General features: G+C 61.0%; 12 protein-coding genes. 5 read left to right on the top strand and 7 right to left on the bottom strand.

Features of this window, described 5'->3' with window-relative positions; genetic code table 11:
• Positions 1–15: 15 nt before the first annotated feature.
• The 7 genes from ugpC to M5B97_RS22205 form a co-directional block, all read right to left on the bottom strand.
• Positions 16–1,119 carry a sn-glycerol-3-phosphate ABC transporter ATP-binding protein UgpC gene (gene ugpC / locus M5B97_RS22235; protein WP_248732665.1) on the bottom strand — a complete coding sequence of 368 codons (1,104 nt, stop codon included), beginning with the start codon at positions 1,117–1,119 and terminating at the stop codon, positions 16–18.
• Between the two features lie 37 nt (positions 1,120–1,156).
• On the bottom strand, positions 1,157–1,987 hold the full coding sequence (locus tag M5B97_RS22230; protein ID WP_123718833.1) for a carbohydrate ABC transporter permease: 831 nt from the start codon (positions 1,985–1,987) through the stop codon (positions 1,157–1,159).
• A 10-nt stretch (positions 1,988–1,997) separates the two neighbouring features.
• Entirely contained in the window at positions 1,998–2,924 is a 927-nt protein-coding gene (locus tag M5B97_RS22225) for a sugar ABC transporter permease (RefSeq protein ID WP_123718834.1), read from the bottom strand.
• A gap of 136 nt (positions 2,925–3,060) precedes the next feature.
• The gene (locus M5B97_RS22220) at positions 3,061–4,371 is read right to left on the bottom strand and encodes a sugar ABC transporter substrate-binding protein (protein WP_248732664.1); all 1,311 of its coding nucleotides are present in this window, start codon (positions 4,369–4,371) and stop codon (positions 3,061–3,063) included.
• A gap of 187 nt (positions 4,372–4,558) precedes the next feature.
• Positions 4,559–4,819, bottom strand: a complete 261-nt coding sequence (locus tag M5B97_RS22215; RefSeq protein WP_248732727.1) for a hypothetical protein — start codon at positions 4,817–4,819, stop codon at positions 4,559–4,561.
• 172 nt (positions 4,820–4,991) lie between these two features.
• On the bottom strand, positions 4,992–5,897 hold the full coding sequence (locus M5B97_RS22210) for an AraC family transcriptional regulator (protein WP_123718837.1): 906 nt from the start codon (positions 5,895–5,897) through the stop codon (positions 4,992–4,994).
• Positions 5,898–5,969: 72 nt separating this feature from the next.
• A complete protein-coding gene (locus tag M5B97_RS22205) occupies positions 5,970–7,259 on the bottom strand; it encodes a glycosyltransferase (protein WP_248732663.1) in 1,290 nt (429 codons plus the stop codon).
• 157 nt (positions 7,260–7,416) lie between these two features.
• On the opposite strand from M5B97_RS22205, the gene tpx reads away from it, so the two are divergent.
• From tpx to M5B97_RS22180, 5 genes are all read left to right on the top strand, one after another.
• A complete protein-coding gene (gene tpx / locus M5B97_RS22200; protein WP_123718839.1) occupies positions 7,417–7,917 on the top strand; it encodes a thiol peroxidase in 501 nt (166 codons plus the stop codon).
• 231 nt (positions 7,918–8,148) lie between these two features.
• Positions 8,149–9,453, top strand: coding sequence for an MdtA/MuxA family multidrug efflux RND transporter periplasmic adaptor subunit (locus tag M5B97_RS22195; protein ID WP_248732662.1), 1,305 nt, complete (start codon positions 8,149–8,151; stop codon positions 9,451–9,453).
• Complete coding sequence (locus M5B97_RS22190; protein WP_248732661.1) at positions 9,450–12,551, top strand: MdtB/MuxB family multidrug efflux RND transporter permease subunit; 3,102 nt, start codon at positions 9,450–9,452, stop codon at positions 12,549–12,551. The genes M5B97_RS22195 and M5B97_RS22190 overlap by 4 nt, the downstream gene beginning before the upstream one ends.
• A complete protein-coding gene (locus tag M5B97_RS22185; protein WP_123718840.1) occupies positions 12,548–15,655 on the top strand; it encodes an efflux RND transporter permease subunit in 3,108 nt (1,035 codons plus the stop codon). The genes M5B97_RS22190 and M5B97_RS22185 overlap by 4 nt, the downstream gene beginning before the upstream one ends.
• Positions 15,652–17,145, top strand: a complete 1,494-nt coding sequence (locus M5B97_RS22180; RefSeq protein ID WP_283101081.1) for an efflux transporter outer membrane subunit — start codon at positions 15,652–15,654, stop codon at positions 17,143–17,145. The genes M5B97_RS22185 and M5B97_RS22180 overlap by 4 nt, the downstream gene beginning before the upstream one ends.
• The last annotated feature ends 354 nt before the right edge of the window (positions 17,146–17,499 follow it).

Genomic DNA, 17,499 nt, shown 5'->3' with positions numbered 1-17,499 from the left:
ACAAGTCTCGCGAAATCAGGCGGCAGCGCGCAGTGGGCGGGCCACGGCTACACCGTCGGTGTCGAACAGATGGCAGTGCGCCGGGTCCAGGTGCAGGTGCAGCGTTTCGCCGTACTGGCTGGCCATGTCGCCGCGAATCCGCAGGGTCAAGGGCTCGCCGTTGGCGGTCACGACATGGCAGAAGGTGTCGCTGCCCAGGCGTTCGCCGACGTCGGCAGTGACGGTCAACGTGGTTTGGCCGGGTGAGGCTATTTCCAGGTGCTCCGGGCGAATGCCCAGGGTCACGGCACTGCCCACGCTCAAGCTGGCGCCGCTCTGTGGCAGATTGATCAAGGTGCCCGCGTCCAGTTGCACATCGCAGCCTTGGCTGTCGATGCGTGTGACCTGGCCCTTGAGGAAGCCCATTTTCGGTGTGCCGAGGAAGCCCGCCACAAACAGGTTGGCCGGATAGTGATACAGATCCAGGGGCGAACCCACCTGCTCGATGCGGCCACTGTTGAGCACCACCACCTTGTCGGCCAGGGTCATGGCTTCCACCTGGTCGTGGGTCACGTAGATCATGGTCGCTTGCAGTTCCTTGTGCAGGCGTGCCAGCTCCAGGCGCATCTGCACGCGCAGGGCGGCGTCAAGGTTGGACAGTGGCTCATCGAACAGGAAGATCTTCGGGTTGCGCACGATCGCCCGGCCAATCGCCACGCGCTGGCGCTGGCCGCCGGACAGCTGCTTGGGCTTGCGCTCCAGCAGCGGCCCCAGTTCGAGGATACGTGCCGCCTCGCTGACCTTGCTTTCCACCAGCTTCTTGTCGACACCGGCCAAGTCCAGGGCAAACGACATGTTCTTGCGCACGCTCATGTGCGGGTACAGCGCATAGGTCTGGAACACCATCGCCAGGTCACGCTTGGCTGGGGTCACTTCGGTGATGTCACGGCCGTCCAGTTCGATGGTGCCTTCGCTCACTTCTTCCAGGCCGGCGATCAGGCGCAGCAGGGTCGATTTGCCGCAGCCGGATGGGCCGACGAACACCACGAATTCCTTGTCGTTCACCTCCAGGTCGACGCCCTTGATGATGGAGAAGCCTTCGAAGCCTTTTTGCAGGTTTTTGATTTTCAGGTTGGCCATGATGGGCCTCCGTATGCAAATTTTTATCAGGAAGCCGTTATTTCACGGCGCCGAAGGACAAACCGCGCACCAGCTGTTTCTGGCTGATCCAGCCAAAGATCAGGATCGGCGCACAGGCCAGTGTCGACACGGCCGACAACTTGGCCCAGAACAAGCCTTCGGGGCTGGAGTAAGAGGCGATCAGTGCGGTCAGCGGTGCAGCGTTGGACGAGGTCAGGTTCAGCGACCAGAACGCCTCGTTCCAGCACAGGATCAGCGACAGCAACACGGTAGAGGCCAGGCCGCCCTTGGCGATCGGCAGCAGCACCCGGACCATTTCCTGCCACAGGGTGGCGCCATCCAGGCGGGCGGCTTCGAGGATGTCCCTGGGGATGTCCTTGAAGTAGGTGTAAACCATCCAGACCACGATCGGCAGGTTGATCAGCGTGTAGATGATGATCAGCGCAATACGCGTATCCAACAGGCCAAAGCTCTTGGCCAACAGGTAGATCGGCATCAATACGCCCACGGGCGGCAGCATCTTGGTGGACAGCATCCACAGCAGCGTACCTTTGGTGCGCTGGGTTTCGTAGAACGCCATGGAGTAGGCGGCCGGCACCGAGATCAGCAGGCACAAGGCGGTGGCGCTGAATGAAATCACCACGGAGTTCCAGGCGTACGCAAAGTAATTGCTGCGCTCGTTGATGTGCAGGTAGTTCTCCAGCGTCGGCGTGAAAATGAACTGCGGCGGCGTGGCGAATGCATCGATTTCAGTCTTGAAGCTGGTCAGCACCATCCAGAAGATCGGGAAGAAAATCAGGATCGCGATGGCCCAGGCCAGCGTGCCGAGCAACAGACTTTGCAGGCGGCGGGATTGTTGAAGCGTCATGGCGCGGCCCTCAAGGCTTGTCAGTCAGGTTTTTGCCGATCATCCGCACCAGGATGATCGCCGCGATATTGGCGATGACCACGGCAATCAAGCCGCCGGCCGAGGCCATGCCCACGTCGAACTGCACCAGCGCCTGGTTGTAGATCAGGTAGGCGAGGTTGGTAGACGCATAGCCCGGGCCACCGTTGGTGGTGGTGAAGATTTCGGCGAACACCGAGAGCAGGAAGATGGTTTCGATCATCACCACCACGGCAATCGGGCGCGCCAGGTGGGGCAGGGTCAGGTGCCAGAAAATCGCGATGGCGCCGGCGCCGTCCAGGCGTGCCGCTTCCTTTTGTTCCTGGTCTAGGGACTGCATGGCGGTCATCAACAGCAGAATGGCGAAGGGCAGCCATTGCCACGACACGATGATGATGATCGACAGCAACGGGTAGTGTGCCAGCCAGTCCACCGGCTCGGCACCGAACAGTTTCCACACGGCCGCGAGAATCCCCGACACCGGGTGGAAAATCAGGTTCTTCCAGATCAGCGCGCCGACGGTAGGCATGATGAAGAAGGGCGAGATCAACATCACTCGCACGATGCCGCGACCGAAGAACTCACTGGCTTCCAGCAGGGCACTGATCAGCACGCCGAACACCACGCTGATCAGCAGCACGCTGCCCACCAGCAACAGGGTATTGGTGGCGCCGGGCAGGAAGCCCGAGTCGGTGATGAAGTAGGTGAAGTTCTCCAGCCCCACGAACTGGTTTTCGCCGGGGTAGAGCAGGTTGTAGCGGATCAGCGAAAAGTACAGGGTCATGCCCAGCGGCACGATCATCCATACCAGCAGCATGGCGACCGAGGGCGTGACGAGGAACCAGCCGGGGTTGGCCAGGCGGTTTTTGCGCGGCGTGGCCGGGGCAGTTGTTTGCACTTGGGCGGGGGACGTATTCATGGTGATCAAGACCGATTAGAGGCAGGTGCGCAAACCCCTGTAGGAGCGAGCTTGCTCGCGAAGATATTCCAGACGCATTACTGCGTCGGATGTACCTTTTTCGCGAGCAAGCTCGCTCCTACAGGTAGTGGGGGGGTTACTTGGGGTAACCCGCCCGCTTCATTTCACGCTCGGTGGTGGTCTGTGCGGCGGTCAATGCGGCATCCACCGTCTGTTGACCGGTCAGCGCGCCCGAGAAGAACTTGCCGACCTGGGTGCCAATCGCCTGGAACTCGGGAATGGTCACCAACTGGATCCCGATATAGGGCACCGGCTTGAGCGTCGGTTTGGTCGGGTCGGCGACTTTCAGCGATTCCAACGTCACCTTGGCGAACGGCGCGGCCTTCATGTACTCGTCGCTGTAGGTGGACTTGCGGGTGCCTGGCGGCACGTTGGCGATACCGTCGGTCTTGGCCACCAGTTGGCTGTATTCCTTGGAGGTTGCCCAACTGGTGAACACTTTGGCGGCGTCCTTGGCTTTGGAACTGGTCGGAATCGCCAGGCTCCACGAGTACAGCCACGAAGTGCCCTTGTCGGTCTTCTCGTGGGGGGCGAAGGTGAAGCCGACGTGGTCAGCCACCTTGCTCTGGGTTTTGTCGGTGACAAACGAGCCGGCCACGCTGGCATCGACCCAGATCGCGCACTTGCCGCTGTTGAACAGCGCCAGGTTTTCGTTGAAGCCGTTGCTGGATGCGCCGGGCGGGCCGGATTTCTTCATGTTGTCGACGTAGAAGTTCAGTGCGTCCTTCCACTCAGGCCCGTTGAATTCCGGCTGCCACTTCTCATCGAACCAGCGTGCGCCATAGCCGTTGGCCAGGGTGGTGATCAGCGCCATGTTCTCGCCCCAGCCGGCTTTGCCGCGCAGGCACAGGCCGTATTGCTCTTTGGTCTTGTCGGTGAGTTTGGCGGCGTATTCGCCGATCTGGGTCCAGGTCGGATGCTCGGGCATGGTCAGCCCGGCGTCCTTGAACAGGTCGGTGCGGTAATAGGTGATCGAGCTCTCGGCATAGAAGGGCAGTGCGTACAGCGAACCCTTGACCGACAGGCCGTCCCGCACAGAAGGGAATACGTCGTCGAGGTCGTAGGACGCCGGCAGGTCCTTCATCGGTTCCAACCAGCCTTTGGCACCCCACAGTGCGGCTTCGTACATGCCGATGGTCAGCACATCGAACTGCCCGCCCTGGGTGGCGATGTCGGTGGTCAAGCGTTGGCGCAACACGTTTTCTTCGAGCACCACCCAGTTCAGCTTGATCTCCGGATGCTCGGTCTCGAAGGTTTTCGAGAGCTTTTGCATGCGGATCATGTCGCTGTTGTTGACGGTGGCGATGGTCAGGGTTTGCGCGCCAAGGCTGACGGCGCTGAGGGTCATGCAAGTAAAGGCAAGCAGGGATTTTGCTGTGAACTTCATCGCGCACTCCATTTCCGCGCCCAGAGGGCTGCAGAAGGACAGTTATTGTTGTTGTGTCTTCCCACAGGGAGTCAGGAAGAGTGTGCGTTGATTACAGCCTTGAAATGGGGAGGTGACAAATCCTTGGGAGCACGCTCACTGATACTTTTTTGCACTCGATGATTGTCCCCGCACAGTGTGGGGACGATCAGTGGCGTGTTTTAACGCTCAATATCAGCCTGTATCCGTCAGCCAACAACCGAGCCACCTCGATCAACTGTGCAATACCCAGTGCGCCTTCTCGCCGCGAGCCATCGAGCTCAAAAGCGAAATCGCAGGTGAGGGCGTGGGCGCAGGCCAGCGATTCGCTGAGGTTGACCAGCAAGTCATGGGTGCTTATGCCGTCTTTCAAGGCGAACAGCACGTTGGATACTGAGTCGAGCGGTGGATTTGGGGTAATGCCAGTCAGTTAAGAAGCAGAAAGGCTAAAAAGTAACCTGTGGCGAGGGAGCTTGCTCCCGTTAGTCCCATGCTTTGTAAGCAAAGAGCGGGGCCGCTTCGCGGCCCAACGGGAGCAAGCTCCCTCGCCACACATACAGCGACCGCAGAAAAGAGCTGGTTCGACGCTGCCTGACCTCAATTCAGCCGATATTTTGCTCAGTCAACCGCTGCACCGCCAAGCGCCGATAGTGGGACGGGGTCATGCCCTTGAGCTGCTGAAAGCGTCGGTTGAAGTTGGAGATGTTGTTGAAGCCGGATTCAAAACACACATCCGTCACCGCTTTATCACCGTCGGCCAACAGTTCGCAGGATTTACTGATGCGCAGACGATTGACGAACTCGATAAAGGTGCGCCCGGTGGCTTGCTTGAACACCCGCGAGAAGTAGGTGGGCTTCATGCCGAGGTATTCGGCCACTTCCTCCAGGGGCAACTCCCGCGCGTAATGCGCAAAAATATAGTCCACCGCGCGGTTGGTGCGGTCGATGCTGTGTTCATCCGCCAGTTGCGGGGTGGTGACGCCCGAGAGCAACTGGTAGTCCTCGCAGGCACTGAGCGCCTCCAGCAGGATAAAGAAGTGCCCCAGGCGCGCCATGCCCTGGGCGTCTTCGATGCGTTGCATCAAGGTCATGGCTTGGGCGATGGTCTTCTTGCAGCGGAATTCGATGCCGTACTGCGCCCTCTCCAACAGCGGCGCCAAGGTCTTGAGTTCAGTAAAAATCTGGCTGCCGTTCTCCAGCAACTCATCGGTGAAATTCACCAGCATGTCGCGCTTGGGCACCACTTCGTCTTCCTCCACCTGGCTGATCCAGTTGTGGGGCAGGTTAGGGCCGGTGAGGAACAGGCTTTCAGGGTAGAAATTGCCGATGTAGTCGCCGATAAACACCTTGCCGGAGCTGGCGACGATCAGGTGCAGCTCGTATTCCTTGTGGAAATGCCAGCGTACCAGGGGGCAGGGGAAACCGTGCTGGCGATAGATGATGGACAGACCGTTGTGGTCGTCCATCAGCTCGTAGGAGGGGTCGGTGATTCGCGTTGCTCGGGTCATGCTGCCGTCGCTTTATTGTGGTTGCTGCGTAGGATAATGCCCCCTTGCGTGCAACCTCGCCAGCGCCGGCCTTCAAAGCACGCGGTTTTTTGCCTCGATCCACTGGGACATGTACTGGGTGCTTTTATGGGCATGGTGACGCAGCATGCCGCCGGTGAAGTTATCCCGGCGATGGGCCGAAAGCCGGCTACGGCACTGCTCCAGGCACGCCACCAGCGCCGGGCCGTGGACATTCTGGTCGTAACGCCGGGCCAGCAGCTGCCGGCCGTTTTCCTGGGCCAGGGTCCAGCGCTCGCGGTCTTGATACAGCGCCACAGCCGCAGCGGCCAGGGCGGGTGCGCTGTGCTCGATCATGCCGGGCCACGGGTGCTCGTCGCCCATGGCTTCGGCACCGATGGGCGTGGTGATATTCGGCGTGCCGCAGAGCATGGCGTCAGCCAACTTGCCCTTGATCCCCGCGCCGAACCGCAATGGCGCCAGGCAGATACGCGCGGCGGTCATCACTTGCAGGGCATCTTCGGCCCAGTTCATCACATGGAACCCCTGGGCCGGGTTATGCAGGGCCGTGGCCTTGGGCGGGGTGTAAGCGCCGTAGATATGCAGTTGGGCGCCCGGCAATTGCTGGCGGATCAATGGCCAGAGGCTGTTTTTCATCCAGAGCACCGCATCCCAGTTCGGCGCATGGCGGAAGTTACCGATGCTGAGGAAGTGCGCACGGTCCTCAAAGGGCGCAAACGCTGTGGTTGGCGGCGCCATCATCAAAGGGCACCAGTGGAGCAGGGCAGGCGGTACCTTGAAGTGTTCGGTGAGCAGGCGGATTTCCACATCGGAAATCATCAGGCTGATGTCGCACCGGTAAATCGCGGCGATTTCACGCTTGGCCAGGTCAGTCTCTGCCATCAGCTCGAACGCTTGCTTGAGGTCAGCGGTAAAGAGCGCGCTGAAGTCATCCCTGTCAGGAGCGGCCTTGAGGCAATCCTTGAGACGCTGCTGGCGTGCGTCGCGCAGGCTTTGCAGGTCGGAGGTTTCCAGGACGCGCAGCGCATTCGGGCAGCATTTTTCGACGCGCCAGCCGAACTGTTCTTCCATCATGAAACGGTCGAACAGGACGATATCCGGGGCCAGCTCGCGGATAAACTCATCGAAGCTGCTGTTATTCAGCTCGATGGCGCATTCGGTGATGCCCAGGGCGGGCAGGTCCGCCTTGTGCTCGCCGATGGCCGCAGGGCTGCTGAAGGTAATGTCCCAACCTTGAGTAAGAAAGCTCTCAAGAATTTGCATCATATGCCCGCCAGCGGCCGAGGAACGGGGTTCCGGCCAGACGTAACCAATAACCAGGACTTTGGTGGCGGGCTGATTCATCAACAACGGCTTCCTTGAGGGACGGGCGAAAAGCGCGCAATTAAACCACAACGGCATGGCATGACAATTTATGCTCGGCGGTAGGTGACGACGGCACTTTGTGGTTAACTTCCGCCTCTCGAATTCGTTTCATCAAACCCAGCATAAGGATTCTGTCATGGCTCAAGTCACCCTTCGCGGTAACCCTGTCCAAGTTGAAGGCGAATTGCCACAAGTCGGCTCCCAGGCGCCGGATTTCACCCTGACTGCCGCTGATCTGTCGGACGCCACCCTGGCTACCTTCGCCGGCAAGCGCAAAGTGCTGAATATCTTCCCAAGCGTCGACACTCCGACCTGCGCTACTTCAGTACGTAAGTTCAATGCCCAGGCCAATGACGTGGCCAACACCGTGGTGCTGTGCATCTCTTCGGACCTGCCGTTTGCCCAGGCGCGCTTTTGCGGTTCGGAAGGCCTGGAAAACGTGAAAAACCTGTCGGACTTCCGCAGCGCGGCGTTCTCCGAAGATTACGGCGTGAACATCGTTGACGGCCCATTGCGCAGCCTGACCGCTCGCGCCGTGGTGGTGCTGGATGAAAACAACAACGTGCTGCACAGCGAACTGGTTTCCGAAATCGGCCACGAGCCGAACTACGAAGCCGCTCTGGCTGTTTTGAAATAACTGTTTCTGCGCATGACTGTCGTTTTGCAGTAACACGCGTGCTGCATGCTTGCGGCCTGGCCTAGTCCAGGCCGTTTTTATTTGCGTCTCAGGTGCTTAGCGAAATAGCGGACAGACTAAGGCCAGCAGTTAAAAGTTGTAAGCCCAAGGTAAATAGCCGGTAAAGGCGCTTTTCTAAATGCGCCCCAGTGCTTATCTTTCAGCCTCCCAAAGAAGAAGCTCTCGCGCCCAATGGTTGATCAATCCATGCAATCCTCCCCCCGTAAGTCCCGCCGCTGGCTGTTCGGCCTGCTTGTGCTGCTGGTCATTGCCGGCCTGTGCTGGAAATTCTGGCCTGGCAGCCACAAGGACGCCACGGCAAACAAGGCGGAAGGCCGTGCCGGCAAGTCGGGGATGATGCGCCCGGGCTTCGGAGGCTCAACCGGCCCGATTCCGGTGCGCGTGGCGCCGGCGGTGCAGGGAGAGTTCCCGGTGTACTACAAGGCATTGGGCACGGTGACTGCGCTCAATACCATTAATGTACGCAGCCGGGTGGGCGGTGAGCTGGTGAAGATCGCCTTTGAAGAAGGGCAAATGGTCAAGGCCGGTGACCTGCTGGCAGAAATCGACCCGCGCAGTTACCAGAACGCCTTGCTCCAGGCCCAGGGCACGCTGTTGCAGAACCAGGCTCAACTGAAAAATGCCCAGGTCGACGTGCAGCGTTATCGGGATCTGTATGCTCAGGACAGTATCGCCAAGCAGACCCTGGACACCGCCGAAGCTCTGGTCCTGCAATACCAGGGCACGGTCAAGACCAATCAGGGCGCGGTGGATGACGCCAGGCTCAACCTCGAATTCACCAAGATCCGCGCACCGATCTGTGGGCGAGTGGGCTTGCGTCAGGTCGACGTGGGCAACCTGGTCGCAGCCAATGACACCACGTCCCTTGCGGTGATCACCCAGACCCAGCCGATCAGCGTGGTCTTCACCCTGCCGGAAAACACCCTGGACACCGTCCTCAGCCGCTACCACGCCGGCAACAAACTGCCCGTGGAAGCCTGGGACCGTGGCGACGTGAAAAAACAGGCCGTCGGCGTATTGCAGAGCCTGGACAACCAGATCGACGTCACCACCGGCACCCTGAAATTCAAAGGGCGCTTCGATAACAAGGACCAGGCGCTGTTCCCCAACCAATTCGTCAATGTGCACCTGCTGGCCGACACCCTGCACAACGTGGTGCTGGCACCGTCCGCAGCCATCCAGTTCGGCAACAACGGCACGTTTGTCTACAAGCTCGACGGCGACAAGAAGGTCAAGATGCAGCCCTTGGTGGTCGGCGATTCCGATGGCGACAACACGGTGATCAAGGAGGGCCTGGTGGCGGGTGACCGCGTCGTGCTGGAAGGTACCGACCGCTTGAAGGACGGCAGCGAAATCGAAGTGGTCAACGACAGCAGCGAAGTCCTGACCACACCGACCGAGCACCTGCAAGGCAAGCCCGCGGCAAAAGAGAAGACCGGCGCCGACGCCGGCAAGGCGCAAAAGGTCGGTTCATGAACCTGTCGCGGCTGTTTATTCTTCGCCCGGTCGCCACCACCTTGAGCATGCTGGCCATCGTTCTGGCCGGCATCATCGCTTATCGCTTGCTGCCAGTGTCGGCGTTGCCCCAGGTGGACTACCCGACCATCCGGGTGATGACCCTGTACCCGGGCGCCAGCCCGGACGTGATGACCAGCGCAGTCACCGCGCCTCTTGAGCGCCAGTTCGGCCAGATGCCCGGCCTGACCCAGATGGCGTCCACCAGCTCCGGCGGCGCGTCGGTGCTGACCCTGCGCTTCAACCTCGACATCAATATGGATGTCGCCGAGCAACAAGTGCAGGCTGCGATCAACGCCGCTACCAACCTGCTGCCCAAGGACTTACCGGCGCCGCCGGTCTACAACAAGGTCAACCCGGCTGACACCCCGGTGCTGACCCTCGCCATCACCTCCAAAACCATGCTGCTGCCCAAGCTCAACGACCTGGTCGATACGCGTATGGCGCAGAAAATCGCGCAGATCAGCGGTGTCGGCATGGTCAGCATTGCCGGTGGCCAGCGTCAGGCCGTGCGCATCAAGGTCAACCCGGAAGCACTGGCGGCCAACGGTTTGAACCTGTCGGATGTGCGCACCCTGATTGCCGCGTCCAACGTCAACCAGCCCAAGGGTAACTTCGACGGGCCTACCCGGGTGTCGATGCTCGACGCCAACGACCAGTTGGTCTCGCCCCAGCAATATGCCGAACTGATCCTGGCCTACAACAATGGCGCGCCGCTGCGCCTGAAAGATGTGGCACAGATCGTCGATGGCGCCGAAAACGAGCGTCTTGCCGCCTGGGCCAACGAAAACCAGGCCGTGCTGTTGAATATCCAGCGCCAGCCGGGCGCCAACGTGATCGAAGTGGTGGACCGCATCAAGGTGTTGTTGCCGAGCATCACCGACAACCTGCCGGCCGGCCTCGATGTGACCGTGCTTACCGACCGCACCCAGACCATCCGTGCATCCGTCACCGATGTGCAACATGAACTGCTCATCGCCATTGCCCTGGTCGTGATGGTGACTTTCCTGTTCCTGCGCCGCTTCAGCGCCACGATCATTCCGTCCATCGCCGTGCCGCTGTCGCTGATCGGCACCTTTGGCGTGATGTACCTGGCAGGCTTCTCCATCAACAACCTGACGCTGATGGCCCTGACCATCGCCACCGGTTTCGTGGTGGATGACGCCATCGTGATGCTGGAGAACATTTCGCGTTATATCGAGGAAGGCGAGACGCCACTGGCGGCGGCGCTCAAGGGCGCCAAGCAGATCGGCTTCACCCTGGTGTCCCTGACCCTGTCGTTGATCGCGGTACTGATTCCGCTGCTGTTCATGGCCGATGTGGTCGGGCGGCTGTTCCGTGAGTTCGCCATCACCCTGGCGGTGGCGATCCTGATTTCCCTGGTGGTTTCCCTGACCCTCACCCCGATGATGTGCGCGCGTTTGCTCAAGCGCGAACCCAAGGAAGAAGAACAGGGCCGTTTCTACAAGGCCAGCGGCGCCTGGATCGACTGGTTGATCGAAGCCTACGGGCGCAAGTTGCAGTGGGTGCTCAAGCACCAACCGCTGACCTTGCTCGTGGCCGTCGCCACCCTGGGTTTGACGGTGTTTCTGTACCTCGTGGTGCCCAAAGGCTTCTTCCCGGTGCAGGACACCGGGGTGATCCAGGGGATTTCCGAGGCACCGCAGTCAATTTCCTTTGCGGCCATGAGCCAGCGCCAGCAAGAATTGGCCAAGGTCATCCTGGCTGACCCAGCGGTGCAGAGCCTGTCGTCCTACATCGGGGTGGATGGCGATAACGCCACCCTCAACAGCGGCCGCTTGCTGATCAACCTCAAGCCCCATGGGCAGCGCGACTTGAGTGCGGCCCAGGTAATTACCCGCCTGCAACCGGAAATCGACAAACTGGTGGGTATCCGCCTGTTTATGCAGCCGGTACAGGATCTGACCATCGAAGACCGTGTCAGCCGCACGCAATACCAGTTCAGCATGTCCTCACCGGATGCTGACCTGCTGGCGCTGTGGAGCGACAAGCTGGTGCACGCCCTCAGCCGGTTGCCGGAGCTTACCGACGTCGCCAGTGACCTGCAGGACAAGGGTTTGCAGGTGTTCCTGGTGATCGATCGCGACGCGGCCTCGCGCCTGGGCGTCAGTGTGTCGACCATCACCGATGCGCTGTACGATGCGTTCGGCCAGCGGCAGATTTCCACCATCTACACCCAGGCCAGCCAATACCGCGTGGTGTTGCAGGCGCAATCCGGTGAAACCCTGGGCCCTGCGGCGCTTGACCAGATCCACGTGAAAACCACTGGCGGCGGCCAGGTACGGCTGTCGAGCCTGGCCCATGTGGAGCAGCGCCAGGCCCAACTGGCGATTGCCCACATCGGCCAGTTCCCGGCGGTAATGATGTCGTTCAACCTGGCCCCCGGCGTCGCGTTGGGCAAGGGCGTGGAACTGATCAACCAGACCCAGAAGGACATCGGCATGCCGATAGGCGTGCAGACCCAGTTCCAGGGCGCGGCCCAAGCCTTCGAAGCGTCGCTGTCGAGCACCTTGCTGCTGATCCTGGCGGCGGTGGTCACCATGTACATCGTGCTGGGCGTGCTGTACGAGAGTTACATCCACCCGATCACCATCCTGTCGACCTTGCCGTCGGCAGCGGTGGGGGCCTTGCTGGCGTTACTGCTCAGCGGCAATGACCTGGGCATGATCGCGATCATCGGTATCATTCTGCTGATCGGTATCGTGAAAAAGAACGCGATCATGATGATCGACTTCGCCCTCGACGCCGAGCGCAACCAGGGCCTGGACCCGCAGACGGCGATCTATCAAGCGGCGCTCTTGCGCTTCCGGCCGATCCTGATGACCACCCTGGCCGCGCTGTTCGGTGCGGTGCCGCTGATGCTGGCCACCGGCTCCGGTGCGGAGCTGCGCCAACCGCTCGGGCTGGTGATGGTCGGCGGTTTGCTGGTCAGCCAGGTATTGACCTTGTTCACCACGCCGGTGATCTACCTGTACTTCGACCGCCTTGGCCGTCGCTGGCGCAAAGAGCCGCAAAGCCTGGAGCCGGTTGAGTCATGAACCTGTCCGGACCTTTCATTCGCCGGCCGGTAGCCACCATGCTGCTGAGCCTGGCGATCATGTTGCTTGGGGGCGTGAGCTTCAACCTGTTGCCGGTGTCGCCGCTGCCGCAGATCGACTTCCCGGTGATCGTGGTGTCGGCCAGCTTGCCGGGTGCCAGCCCGGAGGTGATGGCTTCGACCGTGGCGACGCCGCTGGAGCGTTCGTTCGGCGCGATTGCCGGTATCACCACCATGAGCAGTTCGTCGAGCCAGGGTTCTACCCGGGTGATCCTGGCGTTCGACTCCGGGCGTGATATCAACGGCGCAGCGCGGGAAGTGCAGGCGGCGATCAACGCCTCGCGCAACCTGTTGCCCAGCGGCATGCGCAGCATGCCTACCTACAAGAAGATCAACCCGTCCCAGGCACCGATCATGGTGCTGTCGCTGACCTCCGACGTGCTGCAAAAGGGCGAGCTGTACGACCTGGCCTCGACCATCCTGTCGCAAAGCCTGTCCCAGGTGCCGGGTGTGGGCGAGGTGCAGATCGGTGGGAGCTCCCTGCCGGCGGTGCGCATCGAGCTGGAGCCCAAGGCCCTCGACCAGTACGGCGTGGCCCTGGATGACGTACGCAACACCATCGCCAATGCCAATCAGCGCCGGCCCAAGGGCTCCCTGGAAGACAGCGAACGCAATTGGCAGATCCAGGCCAACGACCAGTTGGAAAAGGCCAAGGACTACGAGCCGTTGCTGATTCGCTACCAGAACGGCGCGGCCCTGCGTCTGGGCGATGTAGCCAAGATCAGCGATGGCGTGGAGGACCGCTACAACAGTGGCTTCTTCAACAATGATGCAGCGGTGCTGCTGGTGATCAACCGTCAGTCCGGCGCGAATATCATCGAGACGGTGCGGCAGATCAAGGCCCAGTTGCCGGCGTTGCAGGCGGTGCTGCCGTCCAGCGTCAAGCTCAACCTGGCGATGGACCGTTCACCGGTGATCACCGCCACGTTGCATGAAGCCGAAATGACCTTGCTGATCGCCGTGGCCCTGGTCGTGCTGGTGGTGTACCTGTTCCTCGGTAACTTCCGCGCCTCGCTGATCCCGACCCTGGCGGTGCCGGTGTCGTTGGTGGGCACCTTTGCGGTGATGTACCTGTTCGGTTTCTCATTGAACAACTTCTCGTTGATGGCATTGATCCTGGCCACCGGGCTGGTGGTGGACGATGCCATTGTGGTGCTGGAGAACATTTCCCGGCATATCGACGACGGTGTGCCGCCGATGAAAGCGGCTTACCTGGGCGCCCAGGAAGTCGGCTTTACGCTGTTATCGATGAACGTGTCGCTGGTGGTGGTGTTCCTGTCCATTTTGTTTATGGGCGGTATTGTCGCCAACCTGTTCCGTGAGTTTTCTGTCACCTTGTCCTCGGCGATCATCGTCTCGCTGGTCGTCTCGCTGACCTTGACCCCGATGCTGTGCGCCCGGTGGCTCAAGCCCCATGTCAAAGGGCACATGAGCGCTTTGCAGCGCTGGAGCCAGAGCGTCAACGACCGCATGGTCGCGGCCTATGCCTCCAGCCTGGACTGGGTGTTGCGCCACCGCCGCCTGACGCTGCTCAGCCTGTTCATCACCGTCGCGGTGAACATCGCGTTGTACGTGGTAGTGCCCAAAACCTTCATGCCCCAGCAGGACACCGGCCAGTTGATCGGTTTTGTGCGCGGTGACGATGGGCTGTCGTTCGGCGTGATGCAGCCGAAGATGGAAACCTTCCGCAAGGCCATCCTCAAGGACCCGGCCGTGCTCAGCGTGGCCGGCTTTATCGGCGGCAACAACGGCACCAATAACGCGGTGATGCTGGTGCGCCTCAAGCCCATCGCCGAGCGCAAGGTCTCGGCCCAGGCGGTGATCGAGCGTTTGCGCAAGGACGTGCCGTTGGTGCCGGGCGGGCGCCTGTTCCTGATGGCTGACCAGGACCTGCAATTTGGCGGCAGTCGTGACCAGAGCAGTGCGCAGTATTCCTACATCCTGCAAAGCGGGGATCTGGCCGCGTTGCGCGAATGGTTTCCGAAAGTGGTGGCCGCGTTCCACTCACTGCCGGAACTGACGGCCATCGACGCCCGCGAAGGTCGTGGCGCCGCACAGGTGACGTTGATCGTCGACCGCGACCAGGCCAAGCGCCTGGGCATCGATATGAGCATGGTCACGGCGGTGCTGAACAACGCTTACAGCCAGCGGCAGATTTCCACCATCTACGACAGCCTCAACCAGTACCAGGTGGTGATGGAGGTTAATCCGAAATACGCCCAGGACCCGATTACCCTCAATCAAATGCAGGTGATCACCTCCACCGGCGCGCGAGTGCCGTTGTCCACCATCGCCCATTACGAAAACAGCCTGGCCGCCGATACCGTGCGGCACGAGGGCCAGTTCGCGTCGGAAAACATCGCCTTCGACATGGCGCCCGGCGTGACGGTGGAGCAGGGCACTGCCGCCATCGAACGAGCGATGGCCAAGGTCGGTTTACCGGAAGATGTGATCGCCAAGATGGCCGGCACGGCCGATGCCTTTGCGGCAACCCAGAAAGGCCAGCCGTTCATGATCCTCGGCGCGCTGGTGGCGGTGTATCTGGTGTTGGGCGTTCTGTATGAAAGCTACATCCACCCCTTGACCATCTTGTCGACCCTGCCGTCGGCGGGTGTCGGCGCACTGCTGTCCATCTACCTGCTGGGCGGCGAGTTCAGCCTGATCTCGTTGCTGGGGCTGTTCCTGCTGATCGGGGTGGTGAAGAAAAACGCGATCCTGATGATCGACCTTGCCCTGCAACTGGAACGCCATGACGGCATGAGCCCGCTGGAATCGATTCGCAGCGCCTGCCTGTTGCGCCTGCGGCCGATCTTGATGACCACGCTGGCCGCCATCCTGGGTGCCTTGCCGTTGCTGCTTGGCGCCGGCGATGGCGCGGAAATGCGCCAGCCGCTGGGCCTGACCATTATCGGCGGCCTGGTGTTCAGCCAGATCCTGACCCTTTACACCACCCCGGTGGTCTACCTCTATCTCGACCGCGCGCGCCACCGTTTCAACGCCTGGCGCGGCGTGCGTACCGATGCTGCCTTGGACACTGTGCTATGACCGATTCAACGAACGCCCATGCAAGCGTGCTGTGGCGAGGGCGCTTGCTCCCTCGTTTCGGTATGAAGTTACTGGCCGTGCTGATTGGCGGCGCCTTGCTCAGCGCCTGCGCGATCGGCCCCGACTACAAGCGCCCGGAAGTGGTCGAGCCTGCGCAATTCAAGCAAGCCCAAGGCTGGCGCCAGGCGACCCCCAGCGACTCCCTGGCCCGTGGCGCCTGGTGGGAGTTGTACGGTGATCGCCAACTGAATGAACTGGTGGAACGCTTGAATAATTCCAACCAGACCGTAGCCCAGGCTGAAGCGCGCTTTCGCCAGGCCCAGGCCCAGGTACGCAGCGCCCGGGGTGCGTTTTTCCCCTCGGTGGACCTGAGCGTAGGGAAGACCCGCGCCAGCCAGGGCACCGGCAGCAGCAGTGCCAGTCTCAGCAGTTCCAGCAGTGGTATCCGCGACACGCTCAACGCCCAACTTGGGGTGAGCTGGGAGGCGGACGTCTGGGGCAAGCTGCGCCGTGGCCTGGAAGCCAACGAGGCCACCGCCGAGGCCAGCTCGGCTGACCTGGCGGCGATGCGTTTGAGCCAGCAATCGGAACTGGTGCAGGACTACCTGCAACTGCGCGTCATGGACGAACAGACCCGCCTGTTGCAAGCCACGCTGGACACTTACCAGCGCTCGCTGAAAATGACCGAAAACCAATACCGCGCGGGTGTGTCGGACAAGGCGGCAATCGCCCAGGCGCAAACCCAGCTCAAGTCTACCCAGGCGAGCCTGATCGATCTGATCTGGCAGCGCGCGCAGCTGGAAAATGCCATCGCCGTATTGATCGGCGAGGCACCCGCCAACTTCAGCCTGGCGGTGAGCAAGAGTATTCCGACCCTGCCGCAGGTTCCGGTCAGCGTGCCGTCGCAGTTGCTTGAGCGCCGTCCGGATATTGCGTCCGCCGAACGTTCAGTGATTGCCGCCAATGCCAATATCGGCGTGGCCAAAGCCGCGTACTACCCGGATTTGACCTTGAGCCTGGCGGGCGGTTATTCCAGCAGCACCTATGCCGACTGGATCAGCCTGCCGAACCGCTTCTGGTCGGTGGGGCCGAAATTGGCCATGACCTTATTCGACGGCGGCCAGCGCTCGGCGGAAGTCGACCGTACCGTGGCCGCTTATGATGAGACCGTGGCCAAGTACCGCCAGACCGTGCTCGATGGTTTCCGTGAAGTGGAAAACTACATGGTGCAACTGAAGGTGCTGGAAGACGAGGCGGTGGTCAGCAACGAAGCGCTGGAATCGGCCCGCGAATCCCTGCGCCTGACCGAGAACCAGTATAAGGCCGGGTTGATTGCTTATCTGGATGTCGTCACGGTGCAGGCTACAGCCTTGAGTAATGAGCGCACTGTGCTGACCCTGCTGCAGACTCGCCTGGTGGCGAGTGTGCAGTTGATTGCGGCGTTGGGCGGGGGCTGGGACGGGCATACGTCGGCGGAAGGCAAGGACTGATGGTGGCCCGGTAATGCCAGTCAGTTAAAGCGTGTTGCAGGAGCGAGCTTGCTCGCGAAAAACTCACAGGCGCCGCGTTCATTCAGGCAATACGCGTTACCGTCGAGTTTTTTCGCGGGCAAGCCAGCTCCTACAAATGGCGACTTATGCTTAACTGAATGGCATTACCCGCGGCGCTTGCTTTTTTGGAAACGCTGGAACGCCGATCCAGGCCGAGTGTAGGAGCGAGCTTGCTCGCGAAGAACTCACAGGCGCCGCATGCATTCAGGCAGCAGGCGTAATCGTTGAGGTTTTTCGCGAGCCAGCTGGCTCCTGCAGGGGAAGAAATGCCACTAGTGGCATTTTGACGATTAA

The organism is Pseudomonas sp. MWU13-2517 (genome assembly GCF_023242545.1).
In the GTDB taxonomy this organism is placed as follows: Bacteria; Pseudomonadota; Gammaproteobacteria; order Pseudomonadales; family Pseudomonadaceae; genus Aquipseudomonas.
Note: the sequence above shows the minus strand (reverse complement) of the source record. Positions and strands in the feature narration are given on the sequence as shown.

Bases quoted from the DNA above. Each gene is read 5' to 3' on its own strand.
- tpx (WP_123718839.1), top strand. From the start codon at position 7,417: ATGGCTCAAGTCACCCTTCGCGGTAACCCTGTCCAAGTTGAAGGCGAA.
- M5B97_RS22210 (WP_123718837.1), bottom strand. From the start codon at position 5,897: ATGACCCGAGCAACGCGAATCACCGACCCCTCCTACGAGCTGATGGAC.
- M5B97_RS22185 (WP_123718840.1), top strand. From the start codon at position 12,548: ATGAACCTGTCCGGACCTTTCATTCGCCGGCCGGTAGCCACCATGCTG.
- M5B97_RS22190 (WP_248732661.1), top strand. From the start codon at position 9,450: ATGAACCTGTCGCGGCTGTTTATTCTTCGCCCGGTCGCCACCACCTTG.
- M5B97_RS22180 (WP_283101081.1), top strand. From the start codon at position 15,652: ATGACCGATTCAACGAACGCCCATGCAAGCGTGCTGTGGCGAGGGCGC.
- M5B97_RS22225 (WP_123718834.1), bottom strand. From the start codon at position 2,924: ATGAATACGTCCCCCGCCCAAGTGCAAACAACTGCCCCGGCCACGCCG.
- M5B97_RS22205 (WP_248732663.1), bottom strand. From the start codon at position 7,259: ATGAATCAGCCCGCCACCAAAGTCCTGGTTATTGGTTACGTCTGGCCG.
- ugpC (WP_248732665.1), bottom strand. From the start codon at position 1,119: ATGGCCAACCTGAAAATCAAAAACCTGCAAAAAGGCTTCGAAGGCTTC.
- M5B97_RS22230 (WP_123718833.1), bottom strand. From the start codon at position 1,987: ATGACGCTTCAACAATCCCGCCGCCTGCAAAGTCTGTTGCTCGGCACG.
- M5B97_RS22195 (WP_248732662.1), top strand. From the start codon at position 8,149: ATGGTTGATCAATCCATGCAATCCTCCCCCCGTAAGTCCCGCCGCTGG.
- M5B97_RS22220 (WP_248732664.1), bottom strand. From the start codon at position 4,371: ATGAAGTTCACAGCAAAATCCCTGCTTGCCTTTACTTGCATGACCCTC.